Annotated in this window: 21 protein-coding genes; 9 read left to right on the top strand and 12 right to left on the bottom strand. The window is 65.9% G+C overall.

Annotated features, from left to right (window positions below; genetic code table 11):
- Nucleotides 1-157: 157 nt before the first annotated feature.
- The 3 genes from mgtE (at nt 158) to CR156_RS02095 (ending at nt 2,665) form a co-directional block, all read left to right on the top strand.
- Nucleotides 158-1,519 (top strand): magnesium transporter, encoded by a 1,362-nt coding sequence (gene mgtE / locus CR156_RS02105; protein ID WP_025874026.1) that lies wholly within the window; start codon nt 158-160, stop codon nt 1,517-1,519.
- 11 nt (nt 1,520-1,530) lie between these two features.
- Complete coding sequence (locus CR156_RS02100) at nt 1,531-1,797, top strand: hypothetical protein (protein WP_100551730.1); 267 nt, start codon at nt 1,531-1,533, stop codon at nt 1,795-1,797.
- Between the two features lie 70 nt (nt 1,798-1,867).
- Complete coding sequence (locus tag CR156_RS02095; RefSeq protein ID WP_100554057.1) at nt 1,868-2,665, top strand: carboxylesterase family protein; 798 nt, start codon at nt 1,868-1,870, stop codon at nt 2,663-2,665.
- Between the two features lie 53 nt (nt 2,666-2,718).
- Here the strand turns inward: CR156_RS02095 and CR156_RS02090 are convergent, their stop codons facing one another.
- The 4 genes from CR156_RS02090 to CR156_RS02075 form a co-directional block, all read right to left on the bottom strand.
- Entirely contained in the window at nt 2,719-3,210 is a 492-nt protein-coding gene (locus CR156_RS02090) for an REP-associated tyrosine transposase (RefSeq protein ID WP_100551729.1), read from the bottom strand.
- Nucleotides 3,211-3,417: 207 nt separating this feature from the next.
- A complete protein-coding gene (locus CR156_RS02085) occupies nt 3,418-4,368 on the bottom strand; it encodes an aspartate carbamoyltransferase catalytic subunit (RefSeq protein WP_099819257.1) in 951 nt (316 codons plus the stop codon).
- A 16-nt stretch (nt 4,369-4,384) separates the two neighbouring features.
- Nucleotides 4,385-4,852 carry a Holliday junction resolvase RuvX gene (gene ruvX, locus CR156_RS02080; RefSeq protein ID WP_025874031.1) on the bottom strand — a complete coding sequence of 156 codons (468 nt, stop codon included), beginning with the start codon at nt 4,850-4,852 and terminating at the stop codon, nt 4,385-4,387.
- The gene (locus CR156_RS02075) at nt 4,845-5,411 is read right to left on the bottom strand and encodes a YqgE/AlgH family protein (RefSeq protein WP_099819255.1); all 567 of its coding nucleotides are present in this window, start codon (nt 5,409-5,411) and stop codon (nt 4,845-4,847) included. Before CR156_RS02075 ends, ruvX begins: the two co-directional genes overlap by 8 nt.
- 81 nt (nt 5,412-5,492) lie before the next feature.
- On the opposite strand from CR156_RS02075, the gene CR156_RS02070 reads away from it, so the two are divergent.
- A complete protein-coding gene (locus CR156_RS02070; RefSeq protein WP_100551728.1) occupies nt 5,493-7,304 on the top strand; it encodes a DUF4153 domain-containing protein in 1,812 nt (603 codons plus the stop codon).
- Nucleotides 7,301-7,846: a DNA-3-methyladenine glycosylase I gene (locus tag CR156_RS02065; protein ID WP_100463504.1), complete on the top strand. Its 546-nt coding sequence runs from the start codon at nt 7,301-7,303 to the stop codon at nt 7,844-7,846. The genes CR156_RS02070 and CR156_RS02065 overlap by 4 nt, the downstream gene beginning before the upstream one ends.
- 33 nt (nt 7,847-7,879) lie before the next feature.
- On the opposite strand, the gene CR156_RS02060 is transcribed toward CR156_RS02065, so the two are convergent.
- Both CR156_RS02060 and CR156_RS02055 read right to left on the bottom strand, forming a co-directional pair.
- Nucleotides 7,880-8,587, bottom strand: a complete 708-nt coding sequence (locus CR156_RS02060) for a YitT family protein (protein WP_165780962.1) — start codon at nt 8,585-8,587, stop codon at nt 7,880-7,882.
- 329 nt (nt 8,588-8,916) lie between these two features.
- Nucleotides 8,917-9,129 (bottom strand): DUF4287 domain-containing protein, encoded by a 213-nt coding sequence (locus CR156_RS02055; protein ID WP_025874036.1) that lies wholly within the window; start codon nt 9,127-9,129, stop codon nt 8,917-8,919.
- 427 nt (nt 9,130-9,556) lie between these two features.
- Between CR156_RS02055 and CR156_RS02050 the strand changes: the two genes are divergently transcribed.
- Nucleotides 9,557-10,456, top strand: a complete 900-nt coding sequence (locus tag CR156_RS02050; protein WP_100551727.1) for a LysR family transcriptional regulator — start codon at nt 9,557-9,559, stop codon at nt 10,454-10,456.
- A gap of 73 nt (nt 10,457-10,529) precedes the next feature.
- Here the strand turns inward: CR156_RS02050 and CR156_RS02045 are convergent, their stop codons facing one another.
- From CR156_RS02045 to CR156_RS02030, 4 genes are all read right to left on the bottom strand, one after another.
- Entirely contained in the window at nt 10,530-11,513 is a 984-nt protein-coding gene (locus CR156_RS02045; protein WP_100551726.1) for an aldo/keto reductase, read from the bottom strand.
- Nucleotides 11,514-11,653: 140 nt separating this feature from the next.
- Complete coding sequence (locus CR156_RS02040; protein WP_100551725.1) at nt 11,654-12,343, bottom strand: PIN domain-containing protein; 690 nt, start codon at nt 12,341-12,343, stop codon at nt 11,654-11,656.
- Nucleotides 12,344-12,369: 26 nt separating this feature from the next.
- A complete protein-coding gene (locus tag CR156_RS02035; protein WP_049467229.1) occupies nt 12,370-13,533 on the bottom strand; it encodes a PilT/PilU family type 4a pilus ATPase in 1,164 nt (387 codons plus the stop codon).
- A 79-nt stretch (nt 13,534-13,612) separates the two neighbouring features.
- Complete coding sequence (locus tag CR156_RS02030; protein WP_004147099.1) at nt 13,613-14,650, bottom strand: type IV pilus twitching motility protein PilT; 1,038 nt, start codon at nt 14,648-14,650, stop codon at nt 13,613-13,615.
- A gap of 87 nt (nt 14,651-14,737) precedes the next feature.
- Here CR156_RS02030 and CR156_RS02025 point away from each other — a divergent pair, with 87 nt between their 5' ends.
- Together CR156_RS02025 and proC are read left to right on the top strand one after the other, a co-directional pair.
- Complete coding sequence (locus tag CR156_RS02025) at nt 14,738-15,415, top strand: YggS family pyridoxal phosphate-dependent enzyme (protein ID WP_100551724.1); 678 nt, start codon at nt 14,738-14,740, stop codon at nt 15,413-15,415.
- A gap of 16 nt (nt 15,416-15,431) precedes the next feature.
- Entirely contained in the window at nt 15,432-16,253 is an 822-nt protein-coding gene (gene proC / locus CR156_RS02020) for a pyrroline-5-carboxylate reductase (RefSeq protein WP_100551723.1), read from the top strand.
- Nucleotides 16,254-16,374: 121 nt separating this feature from the next.
- On the opposite strand, the gene CR156_RS02015 is transcribed toward proC, so the two are convergent.
- On the bottom strand, nt 16,375-17,250 hold the full coding sequence (locus tag CR156_RS02015) for a LysR family transcriptional regulator (RefSeq protein WP_100551722.1): 876 nt from the start codon (nt 17,248-17,250) through the stop codon (nt 16,375-16,377).
- A 98-nt stretch (nt 17,251-17,348) separates the two neighbouring features.
- Here CR156_RS02015 and CR156_RS02010 point away from each other — a divergent pair, with 98 nt between their 5' ends.
- On the top strand, nt 17,349-17,951 hold the full coding sequence (locus CR156_RS02010) for a short chain dehydrogenase (RefSeq protein ID WP_100551721.1): 603 nt from the start codon (nt 17,349-17,351) through the stop codon (nt 17,949-17,951).
- A gap of 37 nt (nt 17,952-17,988) precedes the next feature.
- Here CR156_RS02010 and soxR read toward each other — a convergent pair whose 3' ends face one another.
- Nucleotides 17,989-18,423, bottom strand: coding sequence for a redox-sensitive transcriptional activator SoxR (gene soxR, locus CR156_RS02005; protein ID WP_032951587.1), 435 nt, complete (start codon nt 18,421-18,423; stop codon nt 17,989-17,991).
- Nucleotides 18,424-18,441 lie beyond the last annotated feature (18 nt).

Raw genomic sequence — 18,441 nt, 5'->3', positions numbered from 1 at the left:
GCTCGCCGGGCATGGCCCGGCGGAATGTGTGGACCCGCAGGCCGCCATGCCCGGCGGCTATGCGCTGAAACATCCCCTTGCGATAATGACGCGCTGAACACCCCTGTTGCCGCATCCTTGCAAGGATCGCGGCTTTTCTTATCCCGCGGGAGCTGCGATGGCTGAGGCTGTACGCCACGACAAGACTGCGCGCCAGTTGCGGATGCTGTCCGATGCACTGGACAGCGGTCGGCTGGGCCCGGTACGCCGTCTGGTCAATACCCTGGCGCCGGCCGAGATCGGCAACCTGCTCGAATCGCTGCCTCCGGGCAAGCGCGAGATCGTCTGGGGCCTGGTCGATCCGGAAGACGACGGCGAAGTACTGGTCCACGTCGGCGACGACGTGCGCGAGAGCCTGCTCGCGGACATGGACCCGGACGAGATCATCGCGGCGGTCGAAGACCTGGACATCGACGATCTGGCCGACCTGGTCGAAGATCTGCCGGACACGGTCATCGACGAAGTCCTCAAGTCGATGGACCGGGAGAACCGCGAGCGCCTGGAGCAGGTGCTGTCCTACCCCGAGGACAGCGCCGGCCGCCTGATGAACCCGGACGTGGTGACGGTGCGCGCCGACGTCAACGTCGATGTGGTGCTGCGCTACCTGCGCCTGCGCGGCGAACTGCCCGACCACACCGATCACCTGTTCGTGGTCAGCCGCCGCCATCAATACCTGGGCCGCGTGTCATTGGCCTCGCTGGTGACCCACGAAGACACCACGCCGATCAACCGCCTGATCGACGATGAACAGCCTGCCATCGATGTCGGCGAGAGCGACCAGGAAGTGGCGCGGCAGTTCTCCGACCATGACTGGATCTCCGCGCCGGTGGTGGATGACAACAACATCCTGATCGGCCGCATCACCATCGATGACGTGGTCGACATCATCCGTGGCCAGGCCGAGCACCAGGCGCTGGGCGCCGCCGGCCTGGATGAGGACGAGGATCTGTTCAGCCCGGTCTGGCGCGCAATGCGACGCCGCCTGATGTGGCTGTCGGTGAACCTGTGCACCGCCTTCCTGGCCTCCAGTGTGGTCGGCCACTTCGAAGGCACCATCGACAAGCTGGTCGCACTGGCCGTGCTGATGCCGATCGTCGCCGGGCTCGGCGGAAATGCCGGCACCCAGGTGCTGGCGCTGATGGTGCGTGGCCTGGCGCTGGGCCAGGTCGGCAGTTCCAACGCACGCACGCTGCTGTGGAAGGAAGTACGGGTCGCGCTGCTCAATGGTGTGGTGCTCGGCTCGGTGCTGGGCCTGATCGTGCTCGCCTGGTTCCACTCGCCCGGACTCTCGGCGGTGATCGCCATCGCGCTGACCTGCAACCTGTTGTTCGCAGCACTGGCCGGCGTGCTGGTGCCCTTGGGCCTGAAGCGCTTCGGCTTCGATCCGGCGCTGGCCAGCGGCATCTTCCTGACCGCAGTGACCGATTCGATGGGCTTCTTCACCTTCCTCGGCCTGGCCACCATGGTCCTGCTGCACTGACTGGAATTGCCATGGCAACGACGATCGAAAACTACTTTGCGCCGGGTTGGCGCGACCAGCCTCACACCTGCGCGGCCTGCGAGTGGAAAGGCAGTTCACGGGCAATGGTGATGGAGCTGGACGAGGACGCCACCGAGTACGTGTGCCCGGTGTGCGAGAACCCGTTGCTGGTGGTGCTGCATCCGGACATGGCGCAGGTGCAGGCGGCCGCGGTGGAAGGCAACCCCGAGGCACAGGAGCAGTTGGACATCATCGCCAGCTTCCCGCGCCCGCAGTGATGCGGCGCACGATGCCGGGCCGGCCGCAGCGCACTACCATCGAAGCGACCTTGCCCTCATGGGAATCGCCATGCTTCGATCGTTCTCGCGCTGGCTGCCGCTGCTGGCCCTGCTGATGATGACCGGGTGCGCCAGTACGCCGCCCGGTGCGCGCGGCCACTTCGAGGCGCGCGCGGTGAAGGTGGACGGCGAAACCGCCTACTACCAGGTGTTCATTCCAGCCGAAGCCGCGCGCGCGTCTGGGCCGCTGCCGGTGGTGCTGTTCCTGCACGGATCCGGTGAGCGCGGCGGCGATGGCGTGAAGCAGACCCACGCGGGCCTGGGCCCGTACCTGCGTCGGCACGCCGCCGACTTCCCCGCGCTGGCGGTGTTTCCGCAGGTACCCGGCCGTGAAGAATGGAGCGGACGCAACAACCGTGTGGCCGTGGCCGCGCTCGATGCAACAATCGCCGAATTCGGCGCCGACCCGGCAAGGCAGTACCTGACCGGGATGTCGATGGGTGGCTACGGCAGCTGGAACATCGCCCTGGACGACCCGCAGCGCTTTGCCGCGATCGTGCCGGTCTGCGGTGCGGTACTGGCGCCGCGTGCGATACGCCCCACCCTGTTCGTGGAGCAGGTGACGAACGAAGCGGATCCCTATGCAGTGATCGCGGAACGGTTGCAGCGCACCCCGATCTGGATCTTCCACGGCGCGCTGGATGATGTGGTGCCGCCGGATGACGACCGCCGGCTGCATGCCGCCTTCCAGACCGCCGGCGCGCGTGACGTGCGCTATACCGAGTACGCGGAAGGCAACCACAATGCCTGGGATGCCACCTACGCCGACGCGGCGATGTGGGCGTGGTTGTTCAAGCAGAAGCGCTGAACTACAGCTCCTGCTGGAAAACCTCCGCGGTGGGTGCCGACCGTTGGTCGGCACTATCTCTCCGATCCCATATGTTCAATTGACTGGAATCTCCCTTCAACTTCCCATCGACACCACGCATGGGGATATTCACCAAGCTGCGCGGTCAGCCCTGCCCTGATCGGATTCCCCAACACGTACATCGCATGACGGAACAGTGATTCATCGGAGCGGATCGCGTGATCGTGATAGCTCGATTGCCAGAATCGTCCCGATCGGCCGAGCATGCGGTTGATCCGCAATGCACTGCTCGATTTGAAGCGTTGCATGATGTAGTCCAGCGAGAACGCGCGGAGCTCCACAAGCCAATGAATGTGGTCCGGCATGACCACATAGGCAAGTGAGTGCGTCAGGCCTTCAGTATCAATGCGGCGGACCACGTCCATCACCACCTGCGCCGCAATGGCATCGTCGAAGTGGCGTCGACGCCCCTGAGTGACGGTGGTCAGGATGTAGGGTTGCCCGATCCGGGAATGGCGGCCAAGGCATAGGCGTGCACGGTTCATGGGCCCAAGCGTGTACCTACGGGCAGTCCCCTTCTATCGGGCAACCACTCCGATGCAGGTAGGCCTGTAGCCAATCAATGGTTGCGCGCAGCACCACGGGACTGATTGCTCTGTGCCGACCAACGGTCGGCACCCACCTAGGCTATTCAGGGTGAATTCCTTTGTGCTGACCAGCGATCGGCCCCCACCCAATCGGGACGCGCGGTCTCAACCCAGCAGGGTTTCCAGCACAGCCATGCGTACGGCAACGCCGTTGGCGACCTGGCGCAGCACCCACGACTGCGGGCCATCGGCCACGTCGTCGGTCACTTCCACGCCGCGGTTGATCGGGCCCGGGTGCAGCACGGCTGCGTCCTTGCCGGCGCGGGCCAGGCGTTCGGTGTTCAGCCCGTACTGCGCGTGATACTGCTCCAGCGACGGCACCAGCCCTTCTTCCATGCGCTCGCGCTGCAGACGCAGCATCATCAGCGCGTCGACGCCTTCCAGCATCGCGTCGAAATCATCACCCACCACACAGCCCTTCAGGGTGTCGTCGTCCGGCAGCAGCGACTGCGGGCCGCACACGCGGATCTCGCCGACGCCCAGCGTGCGCAGCGCGTGCAGGTCGGTGCGGGCCACGCGCGAGTGCTTGACGTCACCGACGATCACCACCTTCATCTTCGAGAAGTCCGGGCCCTTGGCCTGGCGCAGGGTCAGCATGTCCAGCAGGCCCTGGGTCGGGTGCGAGCTGCGGCCGTCGCCGGCATTGATCAGCGCGGTGCCCTCGCCCGCCACGGCGGCCAGCGCGGCCACGGCGCCGTCATCCGGGTGGCGTACGACGAAACCACGCACGCCCATCGCTTCCAGGTTCTTCAGCGTGTCGCAGGCGGTTTCGCCCTTGCGCGTTGACGAAGTGGAGGCGTCGAAGTTCAGCACGTCCGCACCCAACCGCTGCGCCGCCAGATGGAACGAACTGCGGGTACGGGTGGAGGGTTCGAAGAACAAGGTGCACACCGCCGATCCGCCCAGCACGTGGCGCTTGTTGCCGACACGGCCGACCGCGGCATCGCGGATCTGGCCGGCGCGGTCGAGCAGCTGCACCAGGGTGTCGCGGGGAAGACCTTCAAGCGTCAACAGGTGGCGCAGGCGGCCGGAGTCATCGAGTTGCTGGGCGGTCATGGCGGGGTTCGTATCGTCAGGGAATGGGAATGGCGTCGTCCGGCGACGACAACCAGCGGTCGATGATCACCGCCGCAGCCACGGCATCGAGGGCGGCCGCATCGCGGCGACGCTTGCGCCCTTCGGCACGTTCGACGGCGAAGCGGCGGGCGGCCTCGACCGAGCTGGAACGCTCGTCGATCATCACCACCGGCAGTTTGAAACGTTCCCGCAGCTGGCGGGCAAAGCCCTGCGCGCGCTTGCGGTTGGGCTGGTCCTGGCCGTCCAGGGTCAGCGGATCGCCAACCACCAGGCCATCGGGCTTCCATTCCTTGAGCAGGCGTTCGATCGCCGCCCAGTCGGGACCATTGCCGTGCACATCGACCACGGCCACCGCGCGCGCATGCGCGGCGAACGCACTGCCGATCGCCACACCGATCCGGCGCGAGCCGACATCGAAGCCGAGCACGGTGCCATCGCGACGGATGAGGGCCGGCTCAGACATGGCCGCTGTAATCGGTCAGCCGGAACAGATCGACGCCAATGCGCGAGGCGGCACCCTGCCAGCGCTGTTCCAGCGGCAGCTGGAACACCAGCTCGGCGTCGGCCGGCACGGTCAGCCAGCTGTTTTCGGACAGTTCGCTTTCCAGCTGACCGGCACTCCAGCCCGCGCAGCCCAGGGTGACCACGGCATTGGCCGGGCCTTCGCCGCGCGCCATCGCCTCGAGGATGTCACGCGAGGTGGTCAGGTACAGGCCGTCACCGACGACCAGGCTGGAATCCCACGCGCGCGCATCGTCATGGATGACGAAACCACGTTCGGGATGCACCGGCCCGCCATTGAGCACCGGACGCGCCTGCAGACCACCATCGACGGTGGCGATGTCCATCTGCGCCAGCACTTCGCCCAGGGTGTACTCGGAAGGCTGGTTGACCAGCACCCCCATTGCCCCGTTCTCGTCGTGCTGGCAGATCAGCGCAACGGTGCGGGCGAAGGTGGCGTCGATCAGCGACGGCAGCGCCACGAGCAGGTGATTGGCGAGGGAAGTCGGCGTTACTGGCATGGGCGTCATTCTAACCGCTGCGGCAGGATGCGGGCGCGAAGGGATGGGCTAGGATGGCGCTCTTGCAAGGAGGACGACCCGATGCAGCAGGACGCAACGCTGTCATGGCCCACCCGCAGCATGATCGTGTTGATCGCATTGCTGCAGGGGCTGATGCTTTTCGCCGCCCAGGAACTGGCCGATCAATGGCCGTTCCGGGACATCGGCTGGCGCTACTGCTGGTATGCCTGGGTATTGACCGTGCCCACCGCGGTGGCCTTGACGCTGGTTGATCTGAAGGCGTGGCGCCTGTGGCTGCACGCCGGGCTGGCCTCGGTGCTCGTCCTCGCGCTGGCCGCCTGGGCCGCCTGGAACCTGAGCGGAGAAACCGCGCTGTATGCGGCCGTGCTGCAGGTTCCGCTCTCGGTCTGCCTGGCGGTTGCCACGTTCATTGCCCTGCCCTGGTGGCAGTTCCGCCTGCACGCGGGTCATTGGCGGGCCGACTACGGCGCACTGTTCGAACGTGCGTGGCAGAACGGTCTCACGCTGGTGCTGGCGGCGGTGTTCACCGGCTTGACCTGGCTGCTGCTGTGGTTGTGGGCAGCGCTGTTCCGGATGGTCAAGGTCGACTTCTTCCACGAGCTGTTCGGCAGTGACGCCTTCATCGCCTTGGCCACCGGCATGCTGGCGGGCTTCGGCGTGCTGATCGGGCGCACCCAGCATCGCGCGATGCAGATCACCCGCCAGGTGCTGTTCGCCATCTGCCGCGGCCTGCTGCCGTTGCTGTCGTTCATCGCAGTGTTGTTCGTGCTGTCACTGCCGTTCACCGGGCTGGCGCCGTTGTGGGCCACGCGCTCGGCCGCCAGCCTGCTGCTGGTGCTGGCGGTGCTGCTGATCAGCCTGGCCAACGCGGTCTACCAGCACGACGACGGCACCCCGCCCTACCCGGCATGGCTGCGCCGGCTGGTCGAGGCCAGCCTGCTGGCATTGCCGGTCTACGCCGGCCTGGCGTTGTACGCGATGACCCTGCGGGTCAGCCAATATGGCTGGACCCTCTCGCGCTTCTGGGGCTTCGCGGTTGCGGTGCTGATCGCCGGCTATGCCATCGGCTACGCCTTCGCCGCACTGCGCCGGCAGGGGCGTTGGCTGCATCGGCTTGAGCCGGTCAACCGCTGGATGTGCTGGACCGTGCTGGCCACGGCACTGCTGGCCATATCCCCGGTGATCGACCCGGTGCGCATCACCTTGGCCAGCCAGATGAAGCGCCTGCGCGCCGATCCGGCATTGATGACCGCAGACGCGGCAAACCAGCTGCGTTTCGAGCTGGGCCGCCGTGGTGTGCAGGCGCTGCGCACGCTGCAGAAGGCACCGTCGTTGGCGGCCGATACCCGCGCCTCCAGCATCATCGTGCAGGCACTGGCCCGGCAGAAGCGCGAGTCGCGCTGGGACAACGACATCGACGATGGCGTGCGCGACCTGGCCGGCCTGAAGGCACGGATCGTGCTGGCCAAGGGCACCGCATCGCCAGCCGATGACTGGTGGCAGGCAGTACTGGATCGGCGCTTGAGCGCGGGCGATTGCCTGGACGACGACAAGATCGGCGACAAGCGCTGCGTCGCCCTGCGTCGTGACCTGGACGGCGATGGCGAAGATGAAGTGCTGCTGTGCATGACCAGTCTGTACAGCGGTCCGCGCTGCCAGCTGCACGTGCGTGAACCCGCTGGCTGGAGAAAGGAGGGTGATGTTTCCTTCCAGGACGTTGACCAGCGCACTTCGGACGAGGCCCCACAGGCCCTGCGCGATGGCCGCCTGACCGTGCAACCGCCGCGCTGGCCCACGCTGCTGCTTGACGGCGCGGCGGGCCAGCTGGAGATTGATCGCAGCAAAGACCGCGCGGAGGCGGCAACACCATGAGCGGATACTGCCGCATCGCCCCGGGCCACCCGGTGCACGAGTACTACCACGCCAACGAATATGGTTTCCCGCAGCGCGATGAGCGCGAGCTGTTCGAGCGCCTGCTGCTGGAAATCAACCAGGCCGGCCTGAGCTGGGAAACCATCCTGAAGAAGCGCGAGGGATTCCGCGCGGCCTATGACGCCTTCGACGTCGATCGTGTCGCCGCCTATGCCGAGCAGGACATCGAGCGCCTGCTGTCGGACCCCGGCATCATCCGCAACCGCTTGAAGGTGCTGGCGGCGATCCACAACGCGCAGGTGATCCAGCAGCTGCGCCAGAGCCACGGCAGCTTCGCTGCGTGGCTGGACGCTCACCACCCGCGCAGCAAGGCCGACTGGGTGAAGCTGTTCAAGAAGACGTTCCGCTTCACCGGCGGCGAGATCACCGGCGAGTTCCTGATGAGCCTGGGCTACCTGCCTGGCGCGCATGCCGAGGACTGCCCGGTGCACGCCAAGCTGCTGAAGCTGGCGCCACCGTGGGTGCAGGCGTCCACCCCGTAGAGCCGGCCGCTGGCCGGCATTGCCGGTGAGCCGTCAGACGCCCATGTAGCGGCCCGGGCGGTGGTTGAACATCAGCACCAGGCTGAGCACCACCGCACCGATGGCCGAGTACATCACCTTCGACGGCGACAGCACGAAGAACGCGGCCACCATCAGGCACGCATCGAAGGACATCTGCACCTTGCCGGCGCTCCAGCCACGGGTGCGCTGCAGGTACACCGCCAGGATGCCGATGCCGCCGAGGCTGGCGCGATGGCGGATGAAGAACAGGATGCCCAGGCCGGACAGCGCGCCACCAACCAGCGCCGAGTACAACGGCGCGATATGCGAGAAGTCGGCCCAGCGCGGCAGGATGTCGGTCAGCAGGCCGCAGGCGGTGACCGCCGCAAATGTCTTCAGGGTGAATTCCCAGCCCATGCGGCGCACCGCCACCCAGTAGAACGGCAGGTTGACCAGCACGAACACCAGGCCGAAGTTCCAGCCCATCGTGTAATGCAGCAGGAACGCCATGCCGGCCATGCCACCGATCATCAGCCCGCTCTTGGCGAAGATCGCCAGGCCCAGCGAGGCCACCAGCATCGCCAGCACCATGCCCTGCGCGTCCTCGGCGACCGAGTGGCGCAGTGCCTTCTCATCGGCGGGGGTACCGGCAACATCGGGCGGCGGGGTCAGCGGGCCAGCGGTGACCAGGTGGCCGTCAGCGTCGTCGCACGGCGCCGGGCCATGGGATTGGAGGGACATACAGGTGGGGGCACTACGGGTGGGGAGCGGTATTAGACACGATCTGCATGACAGTTGCAGATGAAATCGTTCAGTTGGGAGTTCCGGCGAACGGCGCAGCCCCTCGTGGCTGGGCGGCATACTGCCTCCAAATCTGGCAGTGGGCCGGGCGGGTGGGCTGTGCAGGGGGCGCTGCAAGTACGTCCATGTAAGCTCGGTCGCCGCATCCATGCGGCTCACGCCCCTGCACAGCCCACCCGCCCGGCCTTGGACAATTTCCGTGCGCGTCCAGCCACGTAAAGAGAAAATAAGAGCAAAAGCGGGTCGCTGCGCTCGGTGGAGCGGTTGTATCAGCGCTGGGTGGCCAGGTGGTGGGCGACCAGGGCGTTTGCGTGGCCATGGCCCAGCCCGTGCTCGGATTTCAGGAAGCTGACCAGCTCCATGTGCTTCAGCCCCGGCCGTTTGGCCAGCAGCCCCAGCCAATGCGTCACCGGCTGCCCGTAGGTCTTCTCGATGGACGGAAAGTAGGACGCCGGGCCCTTGGGTTTGCTGTCGGTGCTCATGTGCTGCTCCCTGTTGTTTGGAAAGTACCCATTCGACGAACCACGGAACCACAAATCGACATCGGCATTTACCGACCAGCGCCGGTAACACCGGGCACGCATCCACGCACGGCGTGAACCCACGTGTCGACCAAGGTCGACACCCACCAAGAGCAGGCCAGGCCATTCCGACAGCATGCCATTCCGACAGATCGCGGAGCCCTGTCGAAGGCGGGGTGGGTCCGGTTGCGGGGGTGTCCGCGGCATGGATGCCGCGGCCAAGCCCCCAAGGACGGGTTTACGGCGTCCCCCGCAACCGGACCCACCCCGCCAAACCCTGGAAACCGATGTTGCTGTTGCTTCGGCTGTTGCTGTTGCTGTTGAGGTTGCCGGCCAGCGGCCGGCACTACCGCGGGCGCCGGGCGCAGCCCGGCCGTATCATCCCCTCATGCCGCGTGAAAACCTCAACGACCTGCAAGCCTTCGTCCACGTCGCCCGCGAAGGCAGCTTCACCAAGGCCGCCGCCCAGCTGGGCGTCTCCCAGTCCGCCCTCAGCCACGCCATGCGCGGGCTGGAAGAACGACTGGGCGTGCGCCTGCTGACCCGCACCACCCGCAGCGTCGCCACTACCGAGGCCGGTGCCCACCTGCTGGAAACCCTGGCCCCGCGCCTGGCCGAGATCGAAGACGAACTGGCCGCGCTGGCCGAATATCGCGAGCGGCCCGCAGGTACCATCCGCATCAATGCCACCGGCCACGCCGCCGAATACCTGGCCTGGCCAAGGCTGGCGCCGCTGCTGCAGCAGTACCCGGACCTGAAGGTCGAGCTGACCACCGATTACGGCCTGGCCGACATCGTCGCCGAGCGCTACGACATCGGCATCCGTCTCGGTGAGCGCCTGGCACGCGACATGGTGGCGCTGCCGATCAGCCCGCCGCTGCGCATGCGTGTGGTGGGCGCGCCGTCGTATTTCCGCCAGCACGTGGCGCCGGTGCATCCGCACGATCTGGCCGGGCACAACTGCATCACCCTGCGCCTGCCCACCCATGGCGGCCTGATGCCATGGGATTTCGGCCAGGACGGCAATGAGCTGAGCATCCGCGTCTCTGGTCAGTGGACCTTCAACACCATGGGCATGACGCGGGCGGCAGCACTGGCCGGCAGTGGCCTGGCCTGGCTGCCTGAGGACCAGGTGCAGGCGGCCCTGCAGGAGGGCCGGCTGCAATCAACACTGGATGACTGGTGCCCGCACTTCGACGGCTACTACGCGTACTACCCGTCGCGCCGGCATGTCACCGTGGCGATGCGCACCGTGCTTGATGCGCTGCGCGGGCCGATGATGGGGTGAGGCGTGCGGACCAACGGTCCGCACCCACCACAGGGCGAGAGCCCGCACCCACCACGGAACGCACCCACTGCGATCAGCCCTTGGCCTGTGCCGCACGCTGTGCGTTGTAGCGCTCGCCGACGATGGCGATCTCCTGCAGCGTCTGCGCGATACGCTCCAGCTCGGCCGGCGACAGCTGCAGGTCGGCGGCGGCCAGGTTCTCTTCCAGGCGATGGATCTTGGTCGTACCCGGAATCGGCACGATCCACGGTGCCTGCGCCAGCAGCCAGGCCAACGCAACCTGTGCCGGAGTGGCGCCGCGCGCCGCCGCGATCGTGGTGATGCGATCAACCAGCGCTTGATTGGCCCGACGTGCTTCCACTTCGAAGCGCGGCACAGTGTTGCGGAAATCGTTGGCTGCGAAGGTGGTGTCGGCATTGATCGCGCCGGTCAGGAAGCCACGACCCAGCGGACTGAACGGGACGAAGCCGATGCCCAGTTCCTGCAGCGCCGGCAGCAGTTCACGCTCCGGCTCGCGCCACCACAGCGAGTACTCGCTCTGCACTGCAGCCACCGGTTGCACGGCATGGGCGCGACGCACCGTGGCGGCACTGGCTTCGGACAAACCGAAGTGACGCACCTTGCCCTCGGCGATCAGGTCACGCACGGTACCGGCCACATCCTCGATCGGCACGTTCGGATCCACACGGTGCTGGTAAAACAGGTCGATATGGTCCGTGCGCAGACGCTTGAGGCTGGCTTCGGCCACCGCGCGGATGTTCTCCGGGCGACTGTCCAGGCCGGTGTCGACCTGTGCGTCCTTGAAGCCGAACTTGGTGGCGATCACCAGCTTGTCGCGGTGCGGTGCCAGCGCTTTGCCGAGCAGATCTTCGTTGGTATACGGCCCATAGACTTCGGCTGTGTCGAAGAAGGTCACGCCGCGTTCGACCGCCGCATGCAGCAGGGCGATGCCCTGGCTCTGCTCGACGGCGGGACCGTAGCCGTGGCTCAGGCCCATGCAGCCCAGGCCCAGGGCGGAGACTTTCAGGCCGCTGCGGCCGAGTTCACGTGTCTGCATCGTCGTGCTCCAGTAGGGGAGCGATGACGATACGCCTGCAGGGCCGGCGGATTGAACGACCTGGATGGCAGTCGGTCATGACTGGATTTCATGAATGCACTGGCTGAGACCTCAATGCCGCCGGGCCCCACGCAGGAGGCCTAGGTCGCTTTGGCTGGAAGCTGGTATCGCACCGCTTGGCCTTCCAGCACGATCCACTTCTTCTGCTGCAGCGCGTGGATTAGCGCGGTGACGTCACTGTCCGGCAAGGTCTTCTGGAACATGGTATGAACAGCGCTCCCAAGTGACTTGAGTCTGGTTGGTCTGGCCTTTCCTTGCTTGAGAAGCTGCGCACACACATGCTGCAACCGCAACGCCTCGCTCAACTGCGCGGGCTTCGGCTTTGGCGGCGTCGGCGGCGGTGGCTTCTTTGGCGGCGGTGGCACCGCCGCTGGGTGCTTCGTCGCGGCACGAAGCATCGGCAATTCCGCCACCGACGTGCTTCGGCCGACCGTCAGGCCACGCGAGCGCAGGTGCGCGAGTAAGGGATCGAAACCGGTGTCCTTGGATACGATGTGGAAACACGTGCCGGGATCGGTGGCAGCCATCTCACCGATGTAGAACGCGATATGGAAATCGAGTGCGTTGGAACCATGACCATTGCAGCGCACGTACCGGCCCTGTGTACCGAGCGCATGCATCGCCTCGACCACATCCATGCTGATTTTGGCCTGCGATGCGCCAACAAACACCAGGACACTGAACCCCGGCGCGAGCAGCTCCTTCAATGAAGGAGGCTGCACGTTCTCATAGTCGATCAGGATGACATTGCGAGCCAGCGGCATATCCATATGCATCTCCTGTCATGACATGGCGATCAACGAACCTCTGAAATCTCCACCCCATCCAGCCCCTGCGACAGGGTGCGGGCATCGCCGCCCTGGCTGAGCTTGATGCGCAGGCGCACTTCGTTCTGCGAATCGGCGTAGCGCAGTGCGTCCTCGTAGCTGATCTCACCGGCCTGGTACAGCTCGAACAGGCTCTGGTCGAAGGTCTTCATGCCCAACTGGACCGATTCCTTCATCAGCTCCTTCAGCTTGTGGATCTCGCCGTCGCGGATGTAGTCCTGCACCAGCGGCGTGCCCAGCAGGATCTCCATCGCGACCTTGCGCGAGCGGCCGTCCGGCGACGGAATCAACTGCTGCGCGACCACGCCCTTGAGGTTCAGCGACAGATCCATCAGCAGCTGGTTGCGGCGATCTTCCGGGAAGAAGTTGACGATGCGGTCCATCGCCTGGTTGGCGTTGTTGGCGTGCAGCGTGCACAGCACCAGATGGCCGGTTTCAGCGAAGGCGATGGCGTGGTCCATGCCCTCGCGGGTACGCACCTCGCCGATCATGATCACGTCCGGCGCCTGGCGCAGGGTGTTCTTCAGCGCGGCTTCCCAGCTGTCGGTATCGATGCCGACTTCGCGCTGGGTGATGATGCAGCCCTCGTGCTTGTGCACGAATTCGATCGGGTCTTCGATGGTGATGATGTGCCCGGTCGAATTCTGGTTGCGGTAACCGATCATCGCTGCCAGCGACGTGGATTTACCGGTACCGGTAGCGCCGACGAACAGGATGATGCCGCGCTTGGTCATCGCCAGCGTCTTGATGATCGGCGGCAGGCTCAGCTCTTCCACGGTCGGGATGCGCGTCTCGATGCGACGCAGCACCATGCCGACCTGGTTGCGCTGGTAGAAGCAGCTCACACGGAAGCGGCCGACACCGGACAGGCCGATGGCGAAGTTGCATTCGTGGGTCTTTTCGAATTCCTCGCGCTGCGCCGGCGTCATCACGTTCAGCACCAGGTCGCGGCTCTGCTGCGGCGTCAGCGGAGTCTGGGTGATCGGCGAGATCTTGCCGTTGACCTTGATCGCTGGCGGCATGCCAGCGGTGATGAACAGGTCCGAGGCGCGCTGGTGCGCCATCAGCTTGAGGAACGAGGTGAAATCGATGGTGGTCGCGGTGGTGTTCACGGCGGGCTCCCAATGGGGCATGTACCAGGAATCGGTCGGTGGAGGAAACAGCGCGGGGCCGGCGGCATAGTGGTACGCCCTGCCCCGCCATTGCCTCGCCTTACTCGAACAGACGCTTGTCCTTGGCGTATTCGCGGGCCTGGTTGCGGGTGATCAGGCTGCGCTTGACCAGGTCCTGCAGGTGCTGGTCCAGGGTCATCATGCCGTACTGCTGACCGGTCTGGATGGCCGAATACATCTGCGCCACCTTGTCTTCGCGGATCAGGTTGCGGATGGCCGGGGTGCCGACCATGATTTCCCACGCAGCGGTACGACCGCCACCGACCTTCTTCAGCAGCGCCTGCGAAATGACCGCGCGCAGCGATTCGGACAACATCGAGCGCACCATCGGCTTTTCGCCGGCCGGGAACACGTCGATGATGCGGTCGATGGTCTTGGCCGCCGAACTGGTGTGCAGAGTGCCGAACACCAGGTGGCCGGTTTCCGCGGCGGTCAGCGCCAGGCGGATGGTTTCCAGGTCACGCAGTTCGCCGACCAGGATGATGTCCGGGTCCTCACGCAATGCCGAACGCAGCGCCTCGTTGAAGCCATGCGTATCGCGATGCACTTCGCGCTGGTTGATCAGGCACTTCTGCGAGGTGTGCACGAATTCGATCGGATCCTCGACAGTGAGGATGTGGCCGTATTCGTTCTTGTTGATGTAGTCGATCATCGCCGCCAGCGTGGTCGACTTGCCCGAACCGGTCGGGCCGGTCACCAGGATCAGACCCTGCGGCTGCTGGATCACCTCGCGGAACAGCGGCGGGCAGGCCAGGTCTTCCAGGGTCAGCACTTCGGACGGAATGGTACGGAACACCGCACCGGCGCCACGGTTCTGGTTGAACGCATTGACACGGAAGCGCGCCAGCGACGGGATCTCGAAGGAGAAGTCGACTTCGAGGAATTCCTCGTAATCGCGGCGCTGCTTGTCGGACATGATGTCGTACACCAGCGCGTGGACCTGCTTGTGGTCCAGGGCTGGAATGTTGATCCGGCGAACGTCGCCGTCCACGCGGATCATCGGCGGCAGGCCTGCGGACAGATGCAGGTCGGACGCTTTGTTCTTTACGGAAAACGCCAACAGCTCGGCGATATCCATGAGCGGCTACTCCCCAATAACGGCTTCGACTGGAAGGATCTTTCCCCGGGCGGCAGTATAGCCTCCTGATTGAACGGAACGCGTTACGTGGCCACTCCCCTGCCCCAGATCCTGAGCAACCTGCACAACGCCGCCGATGCCGCCGGGCGGCCACCGCCGCGCCTGCTGGCGGTGTCCAAGACCCAGCCGGCCGAAGCCGTCGCGGCCCTTGCCGCGCAGGGCCAGACCGCCTTCGGCGAGAACTACGTGCAGGAAGCGCTGGCCAAGATGCAGGAGCTGCAGCGTCTGGGGCTGGAATGGCACCTGATCGGCCACCTGCAGTCGAACAAGGCCGAGCCGGTCGCCATGCACTTCGACTGGGTGCAGAGCGTGGACCGGCCCAAGCTGGTCACCGCCCTGGCCCGCTACCGCCCCGCTGAACGCGGCCCGCTGAACGTGCTCATCCAGATCAACATCGATGACGAATCGAGCAAGCACGGTTGTGTGCCGGAGGACGTCGAGGCGCTGGCCGCGGCCATCCTCGCCGAACCCAACCTGCGGTTGCGCGGCCTGATGGCGATTCCTGCGCCGTGGCCCGAGGCCGAGCGCCGACGCGATGCGTTCGTGCGCATGCGCACACTTTTCGAGGCACTGGCGGCCCGTCATCCCCACGTGGACACCCTGTCGATGGGCATGAGCAGCGACTACGCTGAAGCCATTGCCGAAGGTGCCACCCTGGTGCGCATCGGCACCGCCCTGTTCGGCGCGCGTCCGCGCCCGGCCTGATTCCAAGGAGATTCCCATGGCAGCTGATTCCATCACTTTCATCGGCGGCGGCAACATGGCCCGCAGCCTGATCGCCGGCCTGATCCGGCAGGGCGTGCCGGCCGCGCACATCCACGTGGCCGAACCGGTGGCCGGACTGCGGGAAGCACTCGCTGCGGATTTCGGCGTACAGACCCATGACAACGCGGCCGACGCGGCTGCTCAGGGTGACACCTGGCTGCTGGCAGTGAAACCGCAGGTGCTGCGCGATGTCTGCCAGTCACTGCAGGGGCTGGCGCAGGCGAAGAAACCCTTGCTGATCTCGATCGCCGCCGGCATCACCAGCGCGCAGCTGCAGCGCTGGCTGGGTGGCTCGCTGCCGGTGGTGCGCGCGATGCCAAACACTCCGGCGCTGCTCGGTGCCGGGGTTACCGGTCTGTATGCAACGCCGTCGGTGGATGCGCAGCAGCATGCGCAGGCCGAACGTGTGTTGGCCAGCGCGGGACGCACGGTGTGGATCGACGATGAAGCACAGATGGATTCGGTCACTGCCGTATCCGGCAGTGGCCCAGCCTATGTGTTCCTGCTGGCCGAAGCGATGGAAGCGGCGGGGATCGCACAGGGCCTGCCTGCAGAGGCGGCGCGCGCGCTGGTGGTGCAGACACTGCTGGGCGCCTCGCGCATGCTGGACGAAGCCGGTGAAAGCCCGGCCGAACTGCGTCGCCGGGTGACCTCACCCAACGGCACCACGCAGGCGGCGATCGAGAGCTTCCAGGCCGGCGGGTTTGAAGCGCTGGTGGGAAAAGCACTACGTGCGGCGCAGGTGCGTGGGCAGGAATTATCAGCGGCCAATGATTGAAACAGGTGTGCCGACCAACGGTCGGCACCCACCGTCATCCACGCATGGCGTGGATCTACTGACACCTGTCGCCGCTGGAATGCATGGTGCTCTTCAGTAGATCCACGCCATGCGTGGATGCTCATTGCCCCAATGTGGCCATGACGAAATCGACGAAACACTGCAGCCGCGGTCGAGGGCGACGATCGGGCAGGTAGATCAGGTGCATCGGCCGTGGCTCAGGCAGATGCTCGCGCAATAGTGGTTTCAATCGTCCTGCCGCGATTTCACCAGCAAGCAGCGCGGTCGGCTGCAGCACCAGGCCCGCACCCGCCACGGCTGCTTCACGCAGCGCGTAACCGTCATTGCTGGTCAACCGCGCTTCCCAGTCCACCTGTTCGCCGTTGGCCAACTGCCAACCGTGACCACCGCGCCAGGCCAGGTGGCTCAGGCAATCATGTCCTTCGAGATCGGCAGGCGTGCGCGGCGTACCGCGGCGGCGCAGGTACGACGGTGATGCGCACAGGCTCATCGCATACGGCGGCAGCGGCCGTGCGACCAGTTCCTGCGATGGCAGCGGGCCAACGCGGATCGCTGCATCGAAGCCATCCTCGATCAGGTCGATGCGGCGATTGCTCAGGTCCAGTTCGATGTTCAACAGCGGCTGTGCCCGCAGCAATTCGGCCAGCAATGGCGCCAAGACACAACTGCCCCAGGTGGTCGGCGCACTGACCCGCAACAGTCCGCGTGGCTGCACCTGCAGCCCGGCCACGTCTGCCTCGGCCTGCTGTACCTGTTCCAGCACCTGCCGGCAGCCGGCCAGATAGGCGTTGCCTGCCTCGGTCAGGCGTTGGCGCCGGGTGTTCCGCTGCAGCAGCGCGGTGCCCAAGTGCGCTTCCAGCTGCTGGATGTACTTGCCGACCATCACCGCCGAGACCTGCAACTGGCTGGCCGCAGCGGAAAAACTGCCGTGCTCGGCCACGGCGATGAAAGCCTGCATGCAGCGCAAGGTGTCCATTGCAAACCCATGGTTAGGAATATGCGAATCATACGCTCCTTACCAAACCACCCAGTGACGGCGCAGACTGCGTCCATCCCCTCTCGCAAGGAGCTGTCATGAAGATTCTTCTCGTCGGTGCCAGCGGCACCCTCGGCCAGGCCGTTGCCCGCCACCTGGGCCAGCAGCACGAGATCCTCGCAGCCGGCCGCCGCAGCGGCAGCCTGCGCGTGGATCTCACCGACGACGCCAGCGTGCGCGAGCTGTTCGCGCAGACCGGCCCGGTCGATGCAGTGATTTCCACCACCGGCAAACTGCATTTCGGCCCCCTGCAGCAGATGACACCCGAACAGTTCAACGTCGGCCTGCAGGACAAACTGCTCGGGCAGGTGCGTCTTGCGCTGGCGGCGCAGCACCACCTCAACGCGGGCGGCTCGATCACACTGACCAGTGGCATCGTCAGCGCGCAGCCGATCCGCGATGGTGCCAACGCCACCGCCGTCAACCATGCGCTGGAAGGTTTCGTGCGCGCGGCGGCGCTGGAACTGCTGCCACGCGGGCTGCGCATCAACGTGGTCAGCCCGAATGTGCTGGTGGAATCGATGGAAGCCTACGGTCCGTACTTCCCCGGCTTTGAAGCAGTCACCGCACAGCGCGCGGCGCTGGCCTTCCAGCGCGCGGTGGAAGGGATCCAGAGCGGCGAAACGATCACTGTCTGGTAACGAGCGTGCCGACCAAGGTCGGCACCCACCAGCGCGCTCAGCCCCAGCGCATCGGGCCGTCGCCACGCTCGCCGAGCACGTCATCCGGGTTGGCCAGGCGGCAACGCTTCAGTGACAGGCAGCCGCAGCCGATGCAGCCGGTCAGCTCGTCGCGCAGCAGCTGCAGCATGTGGATGCGTTCCTCCAGTTCCACCTGCCAACGTGCCGACAGCTTGGCCCAGTCGGCCTTGGTCGGCGCCCGTCCCTGCGGCAGGCTCTCGAACGCACGCGCCACCGCTTCCAGCGGCATGCCCACGCGTTGCGCCACGCGGATCACCGCCAGCCGCCGCAGCACGTCGCGGGCGTAGCGGCGCTGGTTGCCCGACGTGCGCAGGCTGCTGATCAACCCCTTGCGCTCGTAGAAATGCAGCGCAGAGACCGCCACGCCACTGCGGCGGGCGACATCGCCGACGCTCATGTCCTGTGCAAGCATCGATTGACCTCAACTTTG

Source organism: Stenotrophomonas lactitubi (genome assembly GCF_002803515.1).
In the GTDB taxonomy this organism is placed as follows: Bacteria; Pseudomonadota; Gammaproteobacteria; order Xanthomonadales; family Xanthomonadaceae; genus Stenotrophomonas; species Stenotrophomonas lactitubi.
The sequence above is the reverse complement of the archived record's forward strand: the minus strand, read 5'-3'. Positions and strand labels throughout refer to the sequence as shown.